This window comes from Nocardia sp. NPDC055053, assembly GCF_053608285.1.
Genome location: NZ_JBSGVD010000025.1, coordinates 77,218 through 92,262 on the forward strand (window position 1 = coordinate 77,218; position 15,045 = coordinate 92,262).

Annotated in this window: 17 protein-coding genes; 8 read left to right on the forward strand and 9 right to left on the reverse strand. The window is 68.6% G+C overall.

The genetic code is table 11. The features are described 5' to 3' along the window. Positions 1-20: 20 nt before the first annotated feature. Positions 21-614: a hypothetical protein gene (locus ACWF82_RS24045; protein WP_452504517.1), complete on the reverse strand. Its 594-nt coding sequence runs from the start codon at positions 612-614 to the stop codon at positions 21-23. A 232-nt stretch (positions 615-846) separates the two neighbouring features. Between ACWF82_RS24045 and ACWF82_RS24050 the strand changes: the two genes are divergently transcribed. Then, complete coding sequence (locus ACWF82_RS24050) at positions 847-1,356, forward strand: pyridoxamine 5'-phosphate oxidase family protein (protein WP_378849646.1); 510 nt, start codon at positions 847-849, stop codon at positions 1,354-1,356. A gap of 7 nt (positions 1,357-1,363) precedes the next feature. On the opposite strand, the gene ACWF82_RS24055 is transcribed toward ACWF82_RS24050, so the two are convergent. After that, positions 1,364-2,071 (reverse strand): MerR family transcriptional regulator, encoded by a 708-nt coding sequence (locus ACWF82_RS24055; RefSeq protein WP_452504550.1) that lies wholly within the window; start codon positions 2,069-2,071, stop codon positions 1,364-1,366. A gap of 61 nt (positions 2,072-2,132) precedes the next feature. On the opposite strand from ACWF82_RS24055, the gene ACWF82_RS24060 reads away from it, so the two are divergent. The 3 genes from ACWF82_RS24060 to ACWF82_RS24070 are packed head-to-tail and all read left to right on the forward strand — an operon-like array spanning position 2,133 to position 3,323. After that, entirely contained in the window at positions 2,133-2,594 is a 462-nt protein-coding gene (locus tag ACWF82_RS24060; protein ID WP_452504520.1) for a DUF6194 family protein, read from the forward strand. 56 nt (positions 2,595-2,650) lie between these two features. After that, positions 2,651-2,905, forward strand: coding sequence for a type II toxin-antitoxin system Phd/YefM family antitoxin (locus tag ACWF82_RS24065; RefSeq protein WP_452504522.1), 255 nt, complete (start codon positions 2,651-2,653; stop codon positions 2,903-2,905). Beyond that, positions 2,898-3,323 carry a type II toxin-antitoxin system VapC family toxin gene (locus ACWF82_RS24070; RefSeq protein WP_452504524.1) on the forward strand — a complete coding sequence of 142 codons (426 nt, stop codon included), beginning with the start codon at positions 2,898-2,900 and terminating at the stop codon, positions 3,321-3,323. The genes ACWF82_RS24065 and ACWF82_RS24070 overlap by 8 nt, the downstream gene beginning before the upstream one ends. A 43-nt stretch (positions 3,324-3,366) precedes the next feature. On the opposite strand, the gene ACWF82_RS24075 is transcribed toward ACWF82_RS24070, so the two are convergent. The 4 genes from ACWF82_RS24075 to ACWF82_RS24090 all read right to left on the reverse strand — a co-directional run bounded on the left by ACWF82_RS24075 (position 3,367) and on the right by ACWF82_RS24090 (position 8,561). After that, positions 3,367-5,172 carry an alkyl/aryl-sulfatase gene (locus tag ACWF82_RS24075; protein WP_452504526.1) on the reverse strand — a complete coding sequence of 602 codons (1,806 nt, stop codon included), beginning with the start codon at positions 5,170-5,172 and terminating at the stop codon, positions 3,367-3,369. Between the two features lie 68 nt (positions 5,173-5,240). Beyond that, entirely contained in the window at positions 5,241-6,944 is a 1,704-nt protein-coding gene (locus tag ACWF82_RS24080; RefSeq protein ID WP_452504528.1) for a SulP family inorganic anion transporter, read from the reverse strand. A 16-nt stretch (positions 6,945-6,960) separates the two neighbouring features. Continuing rightward, positions 6,961-7,620, reverse strand: a complete 660-nt coding sequence (locus ACWF82_RS24085) for a GAP family protein (protein ID WP_452504530.1) — start codon at positions 7,618-7,620, stop codon at positions 6,961-6,963. 59 nt (positions 7,621-7,679) lie between these two features. Next, positions 7,680-8,561 (reverse strand): NAD(P)-dependent oxidoreductase, encoded by an 882-nt coding sequence (locus ACWF82_RS24090; RefSeq protein ID WP_452504532.1) that lies wholly within the window; start codon positions 8,559-8,561, stop codon positions 7,680-7,682. 272 nt (positions 8,562-8,833) lie between these two features. Here ACWF82_RS24090 and ACWF82_RS24095 point away from each other — a divergent pair, with 272 nt between their 5' ends. Both ACWF82_RS24095 and ACWF82_RS24100 read left to right on the forward strand, forming a co-directional pair. Next, on the forward strand, positions 8,834-9,826 hold the full coding sequence (locus ACWF82_RS24095) for an adenylate/guanylate cyclase domain-containing protein (protein ID WP_452504534.1): 993 nt from the start codon (positions 8,834-8,836) through the stop codon (positions 9,824-9,826). Between the two features lie 41 nt (positions 9,827-9,867). Next, positions 9,868-10,635 carry an RluA family pseudouridine synthase gene (locus tag ACWF82_RS24100; RefSeq protein WP_452504553.1) on the forward strand — a complete coding sequence of 256 codons (768 nt, stop codon included), beginning with the start codon at positions 9,868-9,870 and terminating at the stop codon, positions 10,633-10,635. A gap of 50 nt (positions 10,636-10,685) precedes the next feature. On the opposite strand, the gene ACWF82_RS24105 is transcribed toward ACWF82_RS24100, so the two are convergent. The 3 genes from ACWF82_RS24105 to ACWF82_RS24115 all read right to left on the reverse strand — a co-directional run bounded on the left by ACWF82_RS24105 (position 10,686) and on the right by ACWF82_RS24115 (position 13,637). Then, positions 10,686-11,864 carry an NAD(P)/FAD-dependent oxidoreductase gene (locus tag ACWF82_RS24105; RefSeq protein ID WP_452504536.1) on the reverse strand — a complete coding sequence of 393 codons (1,179 nt, stop codon included), beginning with the start codon at positions 11,862-11,864 and terminating at the stop codon, positions 10,686-10,688. Positions 11,865-11,944: 80 nt separating this feature from the next. After that, a complete protein-coding gene (sigJ, locus tag ACWF82_RS24110) occupies positions 11,945-12,886 on the reverse strand; it encodes an RNA polymerase sigma factor SigJ (RefSeq protein WP_452504538.1) in 942 nt (313 codons plus the stop codon). Positions 12,887-13,067: 181 nt separating this feature from the next. Next, on the reverse strand, positions 13,068-13,637 hold the full coding sequence (locus ACWF82_RS24115; protein ID WP_452504540.1) for a TIGR03086 family metal-binding protein: 570 nt from the start codon (positions 13,635-13,637) through the stop codon (positions 13,068-13,070). On the opposite strand from ACWF82_RS24115, the gene ACWF82_RS24120 reads away from it, so the two are divergent. Together ACWF82_RS24120 and ACWF82_RS24125 are read left to right on the forward strand one after the other, a co-directional pair. Further along, positions 13,585-13,977 (forward strand): MarR family winged helix-turn-helix transcriptional regulator, encoded by a 393-nt coding sequence (locus tag ACWF82_RS24120; RefSeq protein WP_452504542.1) that lies wholly within the window; start codon positions 13,585-13,587, stop codon positions 13,975-13,977. The two genes, ACWF82_RS24115 and ACWF82_RS24120, sit on opposite strands and share 53 nt — an antisense overlap. A 151-nt stretch (positions 13,978-14,128) precedes the next feature. After that, positions 14,129-14,908, forward strand: coding sequence for a metallophosphoesterase (locus tag ACWF82_RS24125; RefSeq protein ID WP_452504544.1), 780 nt, complete (start codon positions 14,129-14,131; stop codon positions 14,906-14,908). Positions 14,909-15,045 lie beyond the last annotated feature (137 nt).

Sequence of the window (15,045 nt, forward strand, 5' to 3'; positions counted from 1 at the left end):
GTTTCGAAGGCATCGACGGTTCAGAACTTGCCCGTGTGGTGTTCGGTTCGGTGGCCGAGCCGAACACCGAACTCGGTGATGAATTCGTCGGTCAGCGGCGGCCAGCCCCAGAAATCGAACGCGAGGGCGCCGAGGGCGAAGCAATCAGCCCAGTTCCATTCGGTGATCGGGCTCGTCACGGTGCAGGAGAGGCAGGTCGCCGACCCCGCACCGGCTTCTTTCCAGGCATCGATCGCGGCGGAGAACGGTTGCCACACAGTCTTGTCGGCTTCCCACCGCTGTGGGTAGTCGATGATCACGGTCGTGGCCTCGCACCGCGGGCAATCGACCGCGGACGGTTCGATCGCGCCCTGCCCCGGATAGTGGGCATCTCGGCCGACGATGACGGCGACCGGGCCGGGCATCCAGTCCGCACCCCATTCCTGGGCAATCTGACCCCAATCAGGCCCTGGCACATACCCTTCGCCGACCTGGAGGCTATACATCCTGTCGCCGGACATCTCCCGCGACAACCACCCCCGCGACACCATCCAGTCCACCATGCGCTCGGCCAGCGCGCCCGCGTCCGCGGACGTCACCTCGAGGTCGACGATCCGTTCGAAATAGTCACCCACGAGCCGCATCCTGCCACCGGGGTCCGACACCACTGCCGTGATCGTCGCCAAGCCATGCCACTTCCCCGGACAATCGGCCGTGCGGTGATTCTTCGCTCTATTCACCGCATAATCTGCGGCGAATAGAGCGCCTTGCTCCGCACCGCGGCGCGATGTTCTCGTGTTCCGGTTCGAGGCGTCGGCCGGCTCGGTAGGGTCGGCGGGAATTGGCGTGGGCTGGAAGGTGGAGTCGGTGGGTATCAAGCAGCGGGCCGTGGTGCAGATGAGTGCGGAGGAGATCGCGCAGTTCCTCGACCGCAGCCGGGTGCTCACGCTGGCCACGCTCAACGCCGAGGGGAAGCCGCATCTGACGGCGATGTGGTTCGGGCATATCGACGGCGTCATCTACTTCGAGACCAAGTCGAAGTCGCAGAAGGCGGTCAATCTGCGCCGCGATCCCACCATCACCTGCATGGCCGAAGCCGGCGACACCTACGACCAGCTGCGCGGTGTCTCGATCGAGGGCATCGCCCATCTGATCGAGGACACCGAGGACGAGGAGTACTGGAAGGCGGGCATCGACATCTATGAGCGCTACGTCGGCCCGTACAGCCCCGAGGTCAGGCCGTTCGTCGAGGCCATGATGCACAACCGTGTCGTGGTGCGGGTCGAGCCGACACGCGTCCGGTCCTGGGACCACCGCAAACTCGGGCTGCCCGCCATGCCGCTGTCCGGCAGCACCGCCGAGGCCCCCGCGCCCTGATCCGGCCTCACCCGGCGAGCAGTTCGCGTAGTGCCGTGGCGCCGTCGAGAAGGGCCAGCGAGCGGGCGGTGATGGCGGCGGCCCTGGCGGCCAGCGCCTCTCGCACCTGCGTGGAATGCTGCCTGAAGGCGGGAATGACTCTGCGTACCTGCTCGATTCGGTAGCCAGCCCGGCGGAGTTGATGGACGATCCTGGCGTCGCGGACCTGCTCGGGCGAGTACCGGCGCGCACCGCCGGTCGCACCCGATCGATCAGGAACGACCAAACCCTCCGCGTCCCAATGTCGCAGTGTCGAGGTGCGCACGCCCAGCGCGGTGGCGAGCTCGGCGATGCTCATCGCATCCGAACCGCGCACTTCCGTGATCGGTTCGGTGGCAATAGCTTCGGCGGCCTGCCTGGCCAGCTCGAGGTCGACGCGTTCGGTGTGCAGGCCCGCGTGCGCCGCGTCGAGTATCGCCAGCGCCCGCACCTGGTCACCCGCGTGGACGATCCGGATGATCCGCTTCGCCTCGACCGGACCGACTCCCGCCGCGAGTGCCCGATAGGCGAGTGCCGACCGCACATGGATCTCCCGGTAGATCCGGTGCCCACCCGGCGAACGGTCCGCGGGTGGCAGCACACCGTCACGTTCGAGATTGCGCACCTGCTGGACCGAGTACCCCGCACGCCGGGCGACATCGACGGTGCGACCGACCGGCGAGTTGAGGTTTATCACCATGAACTCCTCGTCGTCGCCGGAAAAGTCCACACAAGCACTTGAATGAGACGCTCGAACCATGACGATAGACGACATCATCGACTACGTGACCGGCCTCGGCGGCGTCCTGCACCTGAACCCCGCCCCTGGCGGCGAATGGCCGGAGATCAGCTGGGGCGACTCGTTCTTCTACTACGCCCCCGACGGCGTCGTCCCGACCACGACCCAGCCCTTCGCCACCATTGTCACCAAGGACTACCCGGACGACCGAAGCTCGCGACTCGACCGCCCCGGCACCTTCCGGCTCAATATCGCCGCAGGCCGGGAGACCTTCATCGAGTGGACGGGCCACGCCCCCGGCCGCGGCCCCGACGAGGTGGACGCGAGCGTCACCGACACCGTGATCGCCCACCCCGTCTACGGTTCGGCGGGCTGGCTGGCCGTCGTCGATCCCGGCGAGCGGACAGACACCGCGGTCCGGGACCTCCTCCGGACCGCCCACGAACGTGCCCGAGCCCGTTTCGAACGACCGACACGATAGAACAGGGCTCCTGCCGCCTTGTAGCAAGGCATAGCAGGCGTTGCTATCCTGGTGACATGACCAGGACGATCACCCAAGCCGAGCTGCGAAACGGCAGTGCGGGTGTGATGGACGCACTCGAAGCGGGCGACGATTTCATCATCACCCGTAACGGGCATCCGGTCGGTGAGCTACGTCCTATCCGTGCGCAGCGGGATGTAGCGACCGCCGACTTGAAGGCGCGGTTCGCCCGTTTCGCGGCGGCGGGCACCGCTGCCGATGAGCGCGCGGAGATCGACGACGCGTTCGGCGAAGATCGCCTCGATGACTGAGACGCCGAACGAACGGCATCCTGTCGGCTTGCTCGATACCTGCGTTCTCATCGACATCGCGCGGATCGACGACGCCGAACTTCCGGTGCGTTCGCGAATCAGCACGGTCACGTTGGCAGAGCTCGGGCTCGGCATCGCATTGGCGGCCGATCCGAAAACCCTGGCCCTTCGCACCGAGCGATTGCTCGAGGTGGAGCATGCCTTCGACGCGCTGCCGCTGTGTTCGGCGGCGGCCCGCAGGTTCACGACAATGGCCAAACTGGTCGTCGCGGCGGGCCGAAACCCCAAGCCACGCAAGATGGATTTGATGATTGCGGCGATAGCGTCGGCGAACGACCTTCCGCTCTACACCGCCAATGTCGACGACTTCGCCGGGCTCGACCCTGTCCTGACGGTGGTTCCGGTCCGCGGAACATGACGATGCGGTCGTGCCTGGTGGGCACGACCGCATCGCTGAGGGCTCAGGGGGTGACGACCGGGAAGTTCGGGTCGGGGTTGTCCAGCAGGGCGAACAGGCGCTGGAGGACGGCGGGGTCGCCGGTGTGGTCGATGCCGTCGATGCCCTTGCCCGCGAGGATGCCGAGCAGCTGGGGCTTGGTGAGGTTCAGGGTGAGGTCGATGTCGGCCTTCGAGCGCGGGTCGATCGTGCGGATCAGGACACCGTTGGACAGGGTGAGGCGCATGACCGTGTCCAGGTCGGAGAAATGCCACTCGATCCGGAACGAATCCTGTGCCGCGCGTTGGCCGTTCACCCGGATCGCGATGGTGTCGAACAGCTGGTCCACCGACAGGGCGGCGGCCATGCCGCCACCCAGGTTCAGCGGGGTCGCGCGGACGCCTTCGCGCAACTCTTCGTCTCCGGTGAGGTAGAAGCAGCGCCAGGTGGCGTTCTCCGCGCCGAAGCCGAGCTTCTTATATGTCTGCGCCAGAGCGGCTTTCGCGGCCACATTGTGCGGCTCGGCGAATACCGCGTGCTTGAGCAGTTCGGCGGCGAAACGCAGATCGCCCGCGTCGGCGTAGGCGCGGCCCTTCTCGATCACCGTGTCGATCCCGCCGATGGTCTCGACGTAGCGGAGGGCCTTCTCCCGCGCGGGCCATTCCCACAGCGAGCTCGGGTTGCCGTCGAACCAGCCGAGATACCGCTGGTAGACGGCCTTGACGTTGTGGCTGACCGACCCGTAGTAGCCTCGCGCGCTCCACGCGTCGGCCAGACCGGGCGGCAGTTCGAGCACCTCGGCGATCTCCGGGCCGTTGAGCCCTTCGTTCATCATCCGCAGCGTCTGATCGTGCAGGTACATGTAGAGGTCGCGCTGCACGGACAGGAACGCGACGATATTGTCGGCGCCCCAGGTCGGCCAGTGGTGCGAGGCGAACGCGACATCGGCGTCGATGGCGAACATCTCGATCGCCTCGTCGATGTAGTGCGACCAGATGCGTGGATCACGGACCTGCGCGCCGCGGAGGGTCAGCAGGTTGTGCAGGTTGTGGGTCGCGTTCTCGGCCAGGCAGAGCGCTCGGTGCCGCGGGAAGTAGAAGTTCATCTCCGACGGTGCCTCGGTGCCCGGCGTCATCTGGAACACGATCGGGACGCCGTCGACGGTCTCCTGCTGGCCGGTGTGGGTGATGTCGACCGTGGGCGGGATCAGGCCGAAGGTGCCGTGGGAAGCCTGGATGCCGAGACCGGTGCTGCACTGTCCTTCCGGTCCCGGTGTCATCCCGATGCCGTACATGTAGGTGCCGCGCCGGGCCATCGCCACGCCCGCGTAGACGTTCTCCGAGACGGCTTCGGCCATGAAGCCCTCCGGCGCCAGGATCGGGATGTCGCCGCGCCCGCCGGGCAGCACACCGTCGACGCCGCCGAAATGGTCGCCGTGGGAATGGGTGTAGATGACCGCGGTGACGGGCCGGTCGCCGCGTTCGTCGCGATAGAGCTTCAGGCCCGCCGCGGCGCATTCGGCGGAGATGAGCGGGTCGATCACGATGATGCCCGTGTCGCCCTCGACGATCGTCATGTTGGAGATGTCGAAACCACGGATCTGATAGATGCCGTCGACGACCTTGTACAGGCCGTTCTTCACACACAGCTGGGCCTGGCGGAACAGGCTCGGATTGATCGTGTCCGGGCACGGACCGTCGAGGAACGAATAACCGCTGGTGTCGAAGACTACGTCGCCCTTGGCATCGGTGATCCGCATCGGCGTCAACGTCGTGATGAACCCGCGATCGGCGTTCTCGAAATCGGTGCGATCCTCGTAATCCAGCGCCATCGGGAAATCAGCTCCTCAGCTCGGTCTACTCGTCCACCCGATGCTCGGCGAGCCACCCGATCCCCGCATCACCCGCCACGGATGATTTCCGGTGGGTGTTCGGGCAGGTCGGCCGCCGCGGCGGCGACGGTCGGGTAGATGCCGATCGGGGTGTCGCCCGCTTCGGCTGAGCCGAGTGCTTGGCCGAACTGGGCGACCGAGCGGGCTATGCGGAAGTCGATACGTCTGTGCGCCAAGGCATTACGCAGGTCGAGGAGCATCGCGGCGGCGGTGACGTCGAGGGCGGGTGAGGTTTCGGCGTCGAGGACGACCAGGCGGGTCGACTCGGTGCACAGGTCGTTGACGCGGGTCTTCACGTAGTCGGCGTTGGCGAAGAACAGGGCGGATTCGACGCGGACCACCAGCAGGTCGGAGCGCGGGGTGAGGTCGGGGTGGCGAGCCGTATCCACCCACAGGGAGCCCTCTTTCGCCAGCGCGGCGACGTGCGGCTGGGACGCCCGGTAGACCAGGAGCAGCACCGAGACACCGACGCCGATGAGCAGGCCGGGCAGCGTGTCGAACAGCAGGACACCGAACATGGCGGCCATGGCGGCGAGGAAGTCGGCGCGGGCCGCGCGGCCGTAGATGCTGCCGAGCAGCTGGGTCCAGACCCGGTAGAGGCGGCGCAGGGCGGCGATGTCGACGAGTTCGATCACCGCGGCGATCACCACCGCGGCCAGCGTCGCCTCGGGCAGTTTCTCGAACAGGCCGGTGAGGAACAGCAGGGTGAGGACCGTGAGCGCGGCGACGACGAGCCCGCTGAGCTGGGTCTTCGCGCCCGCGCCACCGTTGACGGCGGTCTTGGAGAGACTGCCGTTCACCACCATGCCCGAACCGAGGCCCGAGCCCAGATTGGCGGCGCCGAGGCCGAACAGCTCCCGATTGGCGTCGATGGCGTAACCCGACTTGGCCGCATAGGTTTTCGCCGCGCCGAGACCCTCCGCGAATCCGATCAGCAGCACACCGATCGCCGGGCCGAGCAGGTCGAGATAGTCGTCGAAGCCGACGCCGGACGGCAGGCCGAGCGCGGGCAGGCCGGCATCGATGTGGCCGACGATATCGACGCCCTTGTCGTCGAGCCCGAACAGCTGCACCGCGACGATGCCGAGCAGTACGGCGAGCAGCGAGCCGGGAACCAGTGGCAGCCAGCGCCGCACGCCGAGCACGATCGCGAGACTGAGCAGGCCGATCAGCAGGGTGCGCCACTGGGTGTCCCCGAGATCGCGGATGACACCCCAAGCCTGTTCGAAGAAGTTGCCGTCGTGCTTGTCGATGCCGAACAGCTTGGGCACCTGGCCGATGATGATGGTCAGTGCGAGGCCGACGATGAAGCCCTTCAGCACCGGCTCGGAGATGAACGCGGCGATGAAACCGAGCCGGAGCAGCCCGGCCAGCAGGCCCGCGATGCCGGTCGCGATGGCCAGCGCGGTCGACAGCGCGATGTAGTGGCCCCCGTCGGCGCCTGCCAGCGGGGTGATGATCGCGGCCGACAGCGCCGCGGTCGCCGACATCGGGCCGACGACGAGGTGCCGCGAACTCCCGGCCAGGGCGTACAGGACCAGTGCGGGGACGGCCGCGTAGAGGCCGACGACCGGCGGAATGCCCGCGATCGAGGCGTAGGCCAGCGCCTCCGGCACCAGCACCGCCCACACCGTGAGCCCGGCGACGATGTCGGGTCGCAGCCAGGTGCGCTGGTAGCCGTGCAGCGAAGTGAAGACCGGCAGCGTTCTCATGACGAGCCCCTCACCGTCAGAGTCCGCCGATGCCTTTGCCGACAACGACCGCGCCCATCACCAGCAGCACGATCGCCATCACCGCGTGGTTGTTGGTTTGCAGCCACCGCCGGGCGCTGTCGAGGGTTGGGCCCAATTTGTCGGCGGCCAGCGCGTATCCGATGATCACCGCGAGCACCGTCACCGAGGCGAGCAGGGTGAACACCACGATCGCCACGATGTCGCCGCCCGCGCTCAGCCCGGCGGAACCGATGACCGCACCGGCGGACAGGCACAGCAGCAGGTTCTTCGGATTCACCCCGGACAGCAACGCGCCGAGACCCGCGGCCTTGACCACGGTGAGGCTGTCGATCGCCTGCATCCAGGCAGGCACCGAGGTGTTCGAGCGAGCATGCCACTGTTCGGCCGCGAGCACGAGAAGCAGCACACCCAACACGATCTCGAGCCACGACGCCACCGCCGACGGCTCCTTCTCCCCCGAACCGCCCAGCGACCCGGCCAGCAATGTCACCACCGCGGTCACGATCAGAATCCCGCCGACCCAGCCGACCGCGAACCCCTTCGCCGCACCGCCCGCGTTCTTGGACAGGATCATGAGAATGGCGGCGACGATGGGGATCGGCGAGATCGCCACACCCACCGCCAGCGGAAGCAGATCACCGATGACTGGGCCCATGCGGTCACGCTAGGTCGACTGGGTGGGACCGCGCGTCACACGTTGCGGGTGAGATCTGCTCACCGTGCGGCGGTGATCAATTCGAACAGGGCGGTGATGCTCTGGTCGCCGCGGCCCTCGTCGACAGCGCGGCGCAGCAGGTCGTGCATGGTGGAGTGCCAGGACAGGTCGACCCCCGATTCGGCGGCCAGCTGCACGTCGTCGACGAGGGCGGTGTGGAACAGCTCGACGCTCGAGCCGAGGCGGGTGTAGTCCTTGGTGTCGATCTCCGCGGCCAGGATCGGCAGCAGCGACTCGATCATCTGCAGCCACTTCACCGAATACGGGACCATGGTCCGCGCGGGCAGGCCACGGGCGGCCAGGATCGCCGCACCGTCGAGGAAGCCGAGCAGCGCGGGCAGCAGGGTGGCGCCGACGGCGGATTCGTAGAGTGCGGCCAGATCCGGTTCGGCACCGAGGAATTCGAGATCGCCGCCGAGCGTGCGCAGGGTGTCGGCGTGCTGGTCGAAGACCGCGCGGTCGCCGCCGAAGTACAGCAGCGTGTCCGGATTACCGACGGCCGACGGCACGTTCTTGATCGCCCCACCGAGGTAGCCGGCGCCCGCGCAGTGCGCCCAGTGCGCGAATTCCCTTGCTTGGAGCGGTATTCCACTGTTGAGGGTGACGATGTCGCGGCCCGCGATGACGTCGGCGGCAGGAGCCAGGTTCTCGCGGGTGGCGGCGAAGGTGGTCAGGCAGGCGATGATCAGCGAACTCGCTTCGACGGCGTCGGCGATGTCGCGGTGGGCGGTCGCGCCCGCGGCGGTCAGTGCCGTGGTTCGCTCGAAGCTGCGGTTCCACACGTGCGTCGGGTATCCGGCGGCGAGGAAGGCCTGGGCGAGGGAGCTGCCCATCGAGCCGGTGCCGAGCACGGTCACCGAGGGTCGTTGCACTGAGGTCATCTGCGGCTCCGATCACTGCGCGGCGATCGGGTGACCGTCGCGGTGATCCGAGTGTCGGCGCGACGCGCGCGGGCCGACAAGTACGCACTTTTCCCGTCAGTTGCTCACCTTCGGGTAACCCACCTGGTCACGGCGGTGTTCGCCGGAGGTCTGTGCCGGGGGTCACCGGCGAACTGTCGGCACCGCCGAGCCGCACGGCCCGCGTTTGTGATGGTCTCCAACATCAGGTCGGGCTGACCTGCGGCGGGAGCGCGCGTCGTAGAGTTTCGCTTATGCCGGATGCCGAGATGACCGAGTTGGTGCAGCGCAGCGTCGAGGAGGCGTTGCTCGGCGGGCCGCGGCGCTACACGCGGACGCAGGTCGCCGAGCAGTCCGGGGTGCCCGAGACGGAGTCGCGGCGGTTGTGGACGGCGCTGGGGTTCCCGGCGAACGAAAACGACGAGGTCGACTACACCCAGCTCGACATCACCGCGGTCACCAATTTCCGCAGCATGAAAGTCGTTGCCGCCTCCGATATCCGGCAGCAGGCCGCCGCCGCGCGCACCATCGGTCAGGGCATGGCCCGGCTGGCCGAATGGCAGGCCGACCTGGTGCTGGCCGAGATCAAGGCGCGGGCGACCGCGGCCGATCCGGCGATCCCGCTCGACGAACGCGTCAGGACAGCCACCGAATCCACGATGGCGGGCATCGAACAGTTGCAGTCGTATGTGTGGCGCAGGCATCTCGCGGCCGCGGCGGCCAGGGCGATCGACGCCGACGCGGGCGAGGACTCGATGCGGACCCTGGCCGTCGGATTCGCCGACATGGTCGGCTTCACCCGGCTCACCCGGCACCTGCATCCCGACGAATTGTCCACGCTGCTGGAGGCTTTCGAGTCGACCACCACCTCGGCGATCACCGACAACGGTGGCTGGGTGATCAAGAACGTCGGCGACGAGGTGATGTTCGCCGCCGAGACCGCGGCGGACGCGGCGCGGATCTCGCTGGCCATCCAGGAGTCGACGATGCTGGTCGGCGGTACCCCGGAACTGCGGGTGGCCTTCGCCTACGGCGAGGTGCTGCAACGCTTCGGCGACCTGTACGGCTCGGTCGTCAATATCGCCGCGCGGCTCACCGGCGTGGCCAGGCCGGGCAACATCCTCATCGACGACGCCGCCGCCGAGGCGCTCGACGGTCACCCCGAATTCGCCATCCGGCACCTGCGCAGTGTGCGGGTGCGCGGCTTCAACCGGCTGCGCCCGCACCGGCTGCGCCCGGCCTCCTAGCGGGCGGGCGGCACACCGTTATCTAGGGTGTCGTCGTGGAGATGGACTGGCAGAGCGTGCGCGCGCAGTACACCGTGTTCGCCGACGACGCCGTGCTCGCGCTGAACAAGCCGGCCGGGATCTCGGTGACCGGCGAGCGGCACGACACCGACCTGGTCGAGCTGGCGCAGGCGGCGGGCACCCAGCTGTATCCGGTGCACCGGATCGACAAGGTCACCTCGGGGCTGGTCCTGCTGGCTGTCGACCTGGCCGCGCACGGCCAGCTGACCAGGCAGTTCACCAAGCAGACCGCCCGCAAGGCCTATCTGGCGATCGTGTCGGGCACCGACCTGCCCGAGCGCGGCGAGATCGATCTGCCGCTCAGTGTCGGACGCAAGAACCGGGTGCGGATCGCGGCGCCGCGCGAGGCGATCCGGCGTGAGGGCGAGCGCTGGTTCGTCGACGACGCCGACCTGCTGCCCGCGAAGAACTATCCCTCGCTGACCAGGTTCGCCACCGTCGCCCGGCACGGGGACCACACGCTGCTCGCCATCACGCCGGTCACCGGCCGCCGCCACCAGATCCGCGTCCAGCTGGCCTGGATCGGCCACCCGATCCTGGGCGACCCCCTCTTCGACCGCACCGCCGCCTTCCCCCGCACCCACCTGCACTCCTGGCAGCTGGGCCTCGACGCCGACTGGCTGAACCCGCCGGTCCTGGACCTGCGAGCCACCCCGGGCACCGACTTCTGGGAACCGCTCGCCGTCGACCCGGACGCGGCGGCCCACTTGCTGCACATCGCGGCCGAGCGACTGGCCGACCTCGCCTGACCAAGCAGGGAAGTCTGCCGCGGATACCGTCGGAGTGGCCGACTGCGCCGTCACGAGGTGACGTGCTGGTCCTGCTGAGTACCGATCGTGACGACCCGCCGGCGACGGCTCGGCATCAGCAGGGTCGGGTGGCCGACGCTCCAGCCTGCGCCCGCGCAGATGAATTCCTTGACGCGGGCGCCGATCCGGCCGGTCAGCACGGTCGACGTCGGCTGATCGTCGAAAGTCACCTTCTGGACGATGCCGTCGCGACGACCGAGGCTGATGCACTGCAAGGCATAGCCGATCTGCTCGTCGGGGACCGGACGACCGGTCAAGCGGGCGGCGATGGCGTCGCCTGCTCGCCAGGCCATCGGGCTGCCGGTCGCGCACGCCATCCGCAGTGGCACGCCGCCGGGACCGTCGGCGAGCGCGGCGTCGCCCACGGCGTAGACGTCGGGGTGCGAGACCGAGCGCATGGTGGCGTCGACGACGATCCGGCCGGTGTCCGACACCGTCAGCGTGGTGGCCGCGGCGATGGGGTGCACCGCGAAGCCCGCGGTCCAGACGGTCAGCGCGGACGGAATCTCCGTGGCGCCAGCGACCACGGCGGTTGCGGTGACGCGGGTGATGCCGGCGTGGTCGTGCACCGTGATGCCGAGCCGGTCCATCGTCTTCTTCAGGTGCTGTTGCGCCTTCTCGCTCAGCCAGGCGCCGACACCGCGGCGGGCCGCGATCGACACGGCCAGATCCGGGCGGGCCTCGGCGATCTCGGTGGCGGCTTCGATGCCGGTCAGGCCACCGCCGACAACGACGACCGGCGCGCCGGCGGACAGTTCGGCCAACCGTGCCCGCAGCCGCAGCGCGGCCTGCTTCCCGGCGAGGCTGTGGGCGTGCTCAGCGACTCCGGGGACGCCCTGATCGGCGCCGGTGCTGCCCAGCGCGTAGACGAGGGTGTCGTAGGCGATGGTCTCGCCGCCGTCGAGAGCGACCTGTTTGCGCTCGACGTCGACCGCGGTGACCCGGTCGATCACGACCTGCACGCCGGTGCCCGCGTAGACCTCGCGCAGCGGGCGCTCGCGCAGCTGCTGGCCGGTCGCGAGCTGATGCATCCGCACCCGTTCGACGAAGTCGGCGTCGGCGTTGACGAGGGTGATCGCGACGTCGTCGCGATGCAGCCGCTTCGCCAGACGCCCGGCGGCGATGGCTCCGGCGTACCCGGCTCCGAGGACGACAATGCGGTGCTTCATGGCTCGCTCCTATCGGGATGGACTCCCCTCCTGAACCGGACAGGCGCGCGATCCCTGACATCACCCGGCTGTGATGTGGGTCACCACGCGAAATCGAGCGGAGTGTGCGGCCCCTCGGCCGTCCACTGCCGGGTGACGCGAGCCAGCTTCTCCGGGTTGACCTGGATCTGAACACCGGCGATTCCGTCGGGCGTCACATCGAGGCCGACCACGGCGATGACCTGGTCGCCGACCAGCGCCAGCGCGCCGGGAACACCGTTGACCACGCACGCGTAGAACACCGGAGCGCCACCGACGTAGGCGCGCTTGGCCGGAGTCGGGCGGAACACGTGGCTGAGGTAGCGGGCGATGCCGAACGCACCGAGGACCGGGGTCTTGCGGGCCGGGATCCGGCCACCACCGTCGGCCACACTGACCGCGTCGTCGACGAGCAGCCGGACCAGCGGATCGGTGTCACCGCTGAGCACCGCCGCGAGGAACTCCTCGACGATCCGCTGCGCCGCGGCCGCGTCGACCGTGACGCGGGACCGCCCGCCGACGTGCTGTTTGGCCCGCCGGTAGATCTGCTGACAGTTCGACTCACCGATGTCGAGGATCTCGGCGATCTCGCGATGCTGATAACCGAACGCCTCGCGCAGCACGTACACCACGCGCTCGTTGGGCGAGAGCCGTTCCATCAGCATGAGCATCGCGAGCGACACGGATTCGCGCTGCTCGACGGTGTCGGCCGGGCCGAGCATGCTGTCACCGGCCAGCACCGGCTCTGGAAGCCACTGTCCCACATAGGTTTCCCGCCGCGCCCTGGCCGAGGTGAGCTGGTTGAGGCAGAGGTTGGTGAGCACCTTCGTCAGCCATGCCACCGGCGTCTCGATCCGTTCCCGGTCGGCCGCGTGCCAGCGCAGGTAGGTGTCCTGCACCGCGTCCTCGGCGTCACCGGCCGAACCGAGCAGCCGGTAGGCGATCGCCTCCAGTCGGCCACGGGAGGCCTCGAACACATCGGTCTGGTCGGTACTGAGCGTCATCTCCCTATGGTCGGCCATGCGCATGCGGGGATGCCACCCGCCAACGGCATCGCGCGGTTCACATCCAGGTCAACCCCGGGAAACGATCGCATCGCCGGCGGCGGTCAACGGCAGCCCCGGCGCGCTGACTCTGGTCGGCGAGGCCATTGCCGCCTCGGCCTCGGTGCGACCCCGGGGTCATTCAGCGAGGTTGCCAGTCCGGCGAACGGCCGAGGACGCGCAGGATGCGGTCCAGCGTCGCCGACTCGTCCGGCATCTCGAGAGCGGGGGCGAAGGCGGCACCGGGGCGCTGACGTGACGCGCCGGTCGGGACAGCTTCGGCGATGCGCAGCGCGGCCGGGGCCAAATCGGAGTCGAGATCGACCGAGCTGCCGACGGATCGGGCGACGTCCCACGCGTGCACGACGCTGTCGATGAGGTGGAAGCCGAGGGCGGTCGCGGCCGGGAACCGGCCCGGCGGAATCTCCGGCAGGGCCAGGGTGCGGGTGAGCGCGCCGGGTTCGGCGAAGGCGGCGACGATCTCGTCGGCCGAGCGCAGGAAGTCGCCGACCGGGTCGGCCGCCCGGCGCACCTCCCACACCGCCGGGTCGCCCTCGCCACGCACCGCGGCGGCGAAACCACGGTTCTGAGTGCTCATGTGTTCCAGCAGGGCGCGCAGATCCCACCCCGCGCAGGGCGTTTCGACAGTCAGCGGGGCAGTGGCGGCCGACTCGGCGGAGCGACCCGTCCTCGACCGGCACGGACTCACCATGTGGGCCTATGCGGTGCTGCTCGGGCTCGGCGAACAGCCCGTCTACACCCAGGCCGCACTCGCCAAGGCGGTCCGCGCGGACAAGACCAGGATCATCCCCGTCCTCGACGACCTGCAGCGCCGCGGCCTGATCCGGCGCGAACCCGATCCGGCCGACCGGCGGGTCAATCTGGTCCAGCTGACCCCCGAGGGCGCACGCCTGCGCGACCGCGCCCAGCACGACATCCAGGAGCAGGAACAGCGGTTGCTGGCCGACCTCACCGACGCGGACCGGCGCACGTTCCTGCGGGTACTACAAGAGCTCGCCGAGCGCAGCGGAACGACAGATCTCCAGGCGTGAGCGATGACACAGACCATCGGTTGGGTTTCGGTCCGTGGCACGCCTCATGAAGACGGATAAGCCCAGGTCATCTAGCCTTGAGAGGTGTCGAAGACTCATACCGGCGCACTCTGACGCAACGGAGCGATCCCAGAGAAGAAAGCGACTGCCGATGATCCTGGCGGCTCAGCTCAGCGATACCCACTTCGACCTCACCCCGCGCAACACCGAACGCGTGGAACGAGTGATGGCCTATCTGGCCGACCTGCCCCGCAGGCCCGACGTCATCCTCGTGACCGGTGACATCACCGATTCCGGCAAGCCGGAACAGTACGCCGAAGCCCGCCTGGCCCTGCAGGCCGACATCCCCCTCTACCTGCTGCCTGGCAACCACGACGACCGCGCCGCTTTCCGCACCGATCTGCTCGGCGAACCCGCCTCGACCGCTCCGATCAACAGCGTCCACCGCGTCGGACCACTCACCGTGATCATGCTCGACTCCAGCATCCCCGGCGAACCAAGCGGCCTGCTGGCCGAGGAGACCTACGACTGGCTGCGCGCCACACTGGCCGACGCACCGCCCGAAGGCCCGATTCTGCTGGCCCTGCATCACCCGCCGAAGCCCGTCGCCAGCCCGGTCGTCGACGGCATCGCCCTGGCCGAGCCGAGCCGCCTCGCCGCCGTCGTCGCCGGTGACCCCCGCATTCTCGGCATCCTGACCGGCCACGCCCACTCCCCCATCGCGACGATCTTCGCGGGAAAACCCATGATCTGCTGCCCCAGCACCGCCTCCGTCCTAGGTGGCGCCTGGGAGGTGACCCTGCCGCACAAGGTCATGGACTACGCCCCCGATCCCGCGATCGCCCTGCACGTCATCGACGAAACCCACACTTTGACAACCCATTTCCGCACCGTCGCGATGGGCGGATGGCTGGCAGAGCCCCCGGCCTGACCTGGCAAAAACACTGAGTCGGATCGTCCCGCAATCCCAGCCCCGCACGCCCCGACCTCGAGGAGGGGCAGGCCGACGCAGTCGGCCGTCGCGGCCGTCCCGCCGGTCAGGCGCCGTTGCGTAGGCGACGAAGGAGC

Bases quoted from the DNA above. Each gene is read 5' to 3' on its own strand.
- ACWF82_RS24080 (WP_452504528.1), bottom strand. From the start codon at position 6,944: ATGAGAACGCTGCCGGTCTTCACTTCGCTGCACGGCTACCAGCGCACC.
- ACWF82_RS24115 (WP_452504540.1), bottom strand. From the start codon at position 13,637: ATGGTGAGTCCGTGCCGGTCGAGGACGGGTCGCTCCGCCGAGTCGGCC.
- ACWF82_RS24070 (WP_452504524.1), top strand. From the start codon at position 2,898: ATGACTGAGACGCCGAACGAACGGCATCCTGTCGGCTTGCTCGATACC.
- ACWF82_RS24105 (WP_452504536.1), bottom strand. From the start codon at position 11,864: ATGAAGCACCGCATTGTCGTCCTCGGAGCCGGGTACGCCGGAGCCATC.
- ACWF82_RS24095 (WP_452504534.1), top strand. From the start codon at position 8,834: ATGCCGGATGCCGAGATGACCGAGTTGGTGCAGCGCAGCGTCGAGGAG.
- ACWF82_RS24060 (WP_452504520.1), top strand. From the start codon at position 2,133: ATGACGATAGACGACATCATCGACTACGTGACCGGCCTCGGCGGCGTC.
- ACWF82_RS24125 (WP_452504544.1), top strand. From the start codon at position 14,129: ATGATCCTGGCGGCTCAGCTCAGCGATACCCACTTCGACCTCACCCCG.
- ACWF82_RS24065 (WP_452504522.1), top strand. From the start codon at position 2,651: ATGACCAGGACGATCACCCAAGCCGAGCTGCGAAACGGCAGTGCGGGT.
- sigJ (WP_452504538.1), bottom strand. From the start codon at position 12,886: ATGACGCTCAGTACCGACCAGACCGATGTGTTCGAGGCCTCCCGTGGC.
- ACWF82_RS24100 (WP_452504553.1), top strand. From the start codon at position 9,868: ATGGACTGGCAGAGCGTGCGCGCGCAGTACACCGTGTTCGCCGACGAC.
- ACWF82_RS24075 (WP_452504526.1), bottom strand. From the start codon at position 5,172: ATGGCGCTGGATTACGAGGATCGCACCGATTTCGAGAACGCCGATCGC.
- ACWF82_RS24090 (WP_452504532.1), bottom strand. From the start codon at position 8,561: ATGACCTCAGTGCAACGACCCTCGGTGACCGTGCTCGGCACCGGCTCG.
- ACWF82_RS24085 (WP_452504530.1), bottom strand. From the start codon at position 7,620: ATGGGCCCAGTCATCGGTGATCTGCTTCCGCTGGCGGTGGGTGTGGCG.